At 56.7% G+C, this 4,073-nt stretch carries 2 protein-coding genes and 3 pseudogenes; all 5 read right to left on the minus strand.

What is annotated here, in order from left to right; all coding sequences use genetic code 11:
- Positions 1–17 precede the first annotated feature (17 nt).
- Positions 18–312 (minus strand): annotated as a pseudogene (locus tag BBW68_RS09890) (5-methyltetrahydropteroyltriglutamate--homocysteine S-methyltransferase); the annotation flags it as partial.
- 204 nt (positions 313–516) lie between these two features.
- Positions 517–1,401 (minus strand): annotated as a pseudogene (locus tag BBW68_RS09895) (substrate-binding domain-containing protein).
- 19 nt (positions 1,402–1,420) lie between these two features.
- Positions 1,421–2,734, minus strand: a complete 1,314-nt coding sequence (gene phoR / locus BBW68_RS09900; RefSeq protein WP_070135232.1) for a phosphate regulon sensor histidine kinase PhoR — start codon at positions 2,732–2,734, stop codon at positions 1,421–1,423.
- A 23-nt stretch (positions 2,735–2,757) separates the two neighbouring features.
- Entirely contained in the window at positions 2,758–3,447 is a 690-nt protein-coding gene (gene phoB / locus BBW68_RS09905; RefSeq protein ID WP_070135233.1) for a phosphate response regulator transcription factor PhoB, read from the minus strand.
- A gap of 479 nt (positions 3,448–3,926) precedes the next feature.
- Positions 3,927–4,055: pseudogene (locus tag BBW68_RS16610) on the minus strand (transposase); the annotation flags it as partial.
- Positions 4,056–4,073: the final 18 nt, after the last annotated feature.

Genomic DNA, 4,073 nt, shown 5'->3' on the forward strand with positions numbered 1-4,073 from the left:
GTATTAGTTGACCACTACAGCATCGAGTGGTTGCTGAAGCCCAGCTTGCCGGTCACTTTTACGCTGCGCGCTTTGGTCTGCACGCCGTTAAACCGGATACCCTGCTCGGTTTCATAGCGCTCAACGCCGTCCAGACTGTTGAAAAAGTCGAAGTGCCACCAGGCGCGGCGGAATTCGCCGTTCGTCACCACCTGCAAACCGCTGGCACGCTGCTGCGTTGATTTCACCCACCTCAAACTGCTTGCGCGCCTGCTTGATAGTGGCCGGACGTAAAAAGCTGCCAACGACTTCAGCACGGTAATGAAATAGGATAAGTCATGAGTTTGCTCCTAGCTGCGCCACGGCGGGCTCATAATTTAGTGACGTAACAATTATGTGAAGTCATCTATAGACTTCTGGACGTCTAAATATCTCTCACTAAGAGTGTCATGAGAGGCCTTCAGCAGCAAACGAGGAAATTTCATCGCACATGAATAAAATTCATCATGGGTAAATGACAACGGTTCAGGCAGGGAATTACGGTGCCAACATCGCTCCGGCTTGGGCCATCTGTGCATCTGACAGCGCAGATACCCGACTTAGCTGGCAAGCGCCTAGCTGTGCGGCGACAGCGCTAAGCGCAGCGGTTAACGGCTCCATCGGTTTACCCGGCGCCTTATTCACGTAGATATAGAGCGGGCGGGTATTAAGGGTAGCGGCCGCTGCGAATATTCTCCGCACTCGGCGCGATCCAGTCGTGACCTTCACGCGCCCCTGGCACAATTTTTACACCGCTGATATGAAAGCCGGCGCTGACGTAGCCAATCCCGTTCAGGGAAGCGGCTACCCCCTCACCACGGCAACAGAACCCAGGTACTCACCGACATCATTGCGAAAATCGCCGTTGCACAGCGCCTGCTGCTTAAAGAAACCCCAAATACTGGATGCAGAGTTACGGCCAAAGCGCTGCAGCCCACGCTGCGCCCATCCCGGCTGATTTAGCTGCAGATCGCCCTAGGTTTTAGGCACCGAAGGCACGCGGCAGCGGCGGGTAATGGAGAAAATGGCATCCAGCTTGCGCATTCAGTCTGACCAGCGAATTTTCCTGATTTACCACCACCTGCGCATCCATCGCCACTGGCATAGCCAGCGGCGGGTAGCCGTAGCTGTCTTCAAACAGCTGATGCTCCACCGTCTGCATCGGACGGCTTATCGCCCCTAGCTGGGCGGTGCCCGCCGCTTGGATTTGCACATTCACCCCGAGATAGAGACGATTAAAATTTTAGCCCCACAGCGCCATCAGGTTGCCAAGGGTTTCAGAGAGAGAGAGCCGACGCTGGTCAGATTGCCCGCCGGCATCCCCTCTTTGGCGTGGGAGCAGGCAGCCACCGGCAGGAGTGCTAGGGCGATTAGCTTTTTCATTACGTCAGGTCCGGTTGCCTTATCGCAGGGCATTCTCAGCCAGTTCGGCAGTGACAATCAACCTCGGCGGCAGATGAAAGCTGAAACAGCTCTCGCGATGCGGCACGCTGCTGATATCCAGCCGCGCATTATGGTGGCTGAGCGCATGTTTGACGATCGCCAGTCCCAGCCCGCTGCCGCCGGTCTGCCTTGAGCGGGCTTTATCCACCCGGTAGAAACGTTCGGTCAGGCGCGGCAGGTGCTCGGCGGCAATTCCTGGCCCGTTATCCTTAACCTTGAACTCGGCACCGTGGCTGCTGCACAGCCAGCTGATATCGATGCGCGTACCGTCAGGGGTGTGATTTACCGCGTTATATACTAGGTTGGAGATGGCGCTGCGCAGCTGTTCGTCATTGCCGTACACGCGCAGATGCGGGTCGGCATGGAAGTGGATCTCATGGCGACCATTACTGAGAGTTTCTGCCTCGCGCTGCAGTACGCGCAGCATCATCGGCACGTCGACTTTTTCCTGCAAGTCCAGCGCCGGCGCCGCCTCAATGCGCGACAGCGTCAGCAGCTGTTTCACTAGGCTGTCCATGCGCCTAGTCTGCTCCTGCATAGTATGCAGCGCCTTATCGCGCAGCGTGCCCTCCAGCACCGAGTCATTCATCATCTCTAGGTAGCCCTGCAGCACCGTCAGCGGGGTGCGCAGTTCATGGCTGACGTTGGCGAAGAAGTTACGGCGTGCTCCTTCCAGCTGGTGCATCTGCGTGACGTCGCGCGCCACCAGCAGCCACTGCCCTTCGCTGTAGGGCATCACGCGGAATTCGATGTGGCGGTGGCTGTTAAGCACCAACGTCAGAGGGCGGGAAAAATCGCGCTGGCGCAGATAGCGGGTAAATTCAGGGTAGCGCAGCAGGTTAAGGATGTTCTGGCTATTATCCTCCGGCCAGCGCAGGCCGAGCATCTGCTGAGCTAGGCCGTTACACCAGAAAATCGTCCCCTCTTCGGTGGTCAGCACCACCGCATCCGGCAGCGATTCCGCACCGCTGCGAAAACGTTTGATCAGGTGGCCAAGCTCACGGCGGCGGCGGCGGTTACGCGCCTGCATCTGGTACAGGCCGTAGAACAGCGGCTCCCAGCTACCGCGCCCGCTGGGTGGCGTCATGCTACGGTCAACCCACAGCCAGTGTGAAAGGCGCAATAAATTGTTGAAGTGAAAACCCAGCACGCAGAGCACTGAGACTAACAGCAGCCAAGGCAGCCAGCCCACCAGCAGCCCGAGAATAAGCGCGGGCAGACCAGCAAGCAGCAGTTCTAGAAGTAATCTCTTCCAAGAGAGGCGTTCCAGCACGGTTCAGACTCCAGCGTGAACGATCAGTAGCGTGCAGAGAAACGATAACCTGTTCCGCGAACCGTCTGCACCATGCGATCGTGCCCGGTCAGTTCCAGCGCCTTACGCAGGCGGCGAATGTGGACGTCAACGGTACGATCTTCGACGTATACGTTAGTGCCCCACACATGGTTTAGCAACTGCTCGCGGCTGTAAACGCGCTCGGGATGCGTCATAAAGAAGTGCAGCAGTTTATATTCGGTCGGCCCCATTTCCAGCGGCTGCATATCGGACATCACGCGGTGCGATGACGGGTCCAAGCTCAGTCCTTGCATCTCAATTACCTCGTCCACCGCCATAGGGGTAATACGGCGCATCACCGCTTTGATGCGTGCCACCAGCTCTTTCGGCGAGAAGGGCTTGGTAATATAGTCGTCAGCGCCCACTTCCAAGCCCCGCACGCGATCTTCCTCTTCGCCCCGGGCGGTCAGCATCATCACCGGAATATCGCGGGTCATCGCTTCGCGCTTCAGGTGTTTAATAAACTGGATGCCGGAACCGCCCGGTAACATCCAGTCCAGCAGGATTAAATCCGGCCAGGGTTCAATCAACAGATTAACTGCACTGCTATAATCTTCGGCCTCGATCGGCTGGTAGTCATTTTGTTCAAGGACGAAATATAACATCTCACGGATTGGGGCTTCATCTTCCACGACCAGAATGCGCTTAGGCATTATTACTCCTGCTGCTGTTTACGGCTTTTACGGGGATATGCGGCACCATTATGCGTCAGTTTTATGACAATTTTATGAAAAAGCATCCCCTGAAATTCTGCGCGATTTGAATAATATAAGGTCGATCGGTTAACCCTATTTATAATAGGGTTAACGTTTTTCTGCTGACAGGAAGTTATATACGCGTCCTCCACACCGCTGACTGGCATCTAAGCCGAGCGGCCGAGCACTAGGCTTTTCTCGACTGGCTGCTGGAGAAGGCGGAGGCGCTGCGGACGGCAACTTACAGGCCCCGTGCGTCGAGCCGGCGAGGGTAGAGTCTTAAGGCTGGCAACGGGTGATGGCACCATGGGTTTCTGGAAAGCTCTGACGAAGGTGTTTCCGGACACCCGTCACCAACGGTTGTTCAGGCGTTCCAGCGTGTTCATCGAGCCGAAGTACGCCAGCGCATCGGCCTCCGCTTCGTCTATCATCTCCGTGACCGGCTGTATCGGCGCTTTCAGGCCGCTGTGCGCATCGGAGATGACCAGCTTTACCCCCTCTAGGCCGCGCTCTTTCAGGCTGAGCAGGAAGGCCAGCCAGAACGCTTTCGTTTTTGACTCGCCGATTCACGTAGGTCGCATCCA

The sequence above is a fragment of the Candidatus Erwinia dacicola genome (assembly GCF_001756855.1).
GTDB classification, from domain to species: Bacteria; Pseudomonadota; Gammaproteobacteria; order Enterobacterales; family Enterobacteriaceae; genus Erwinia; species Erwinia dacicola.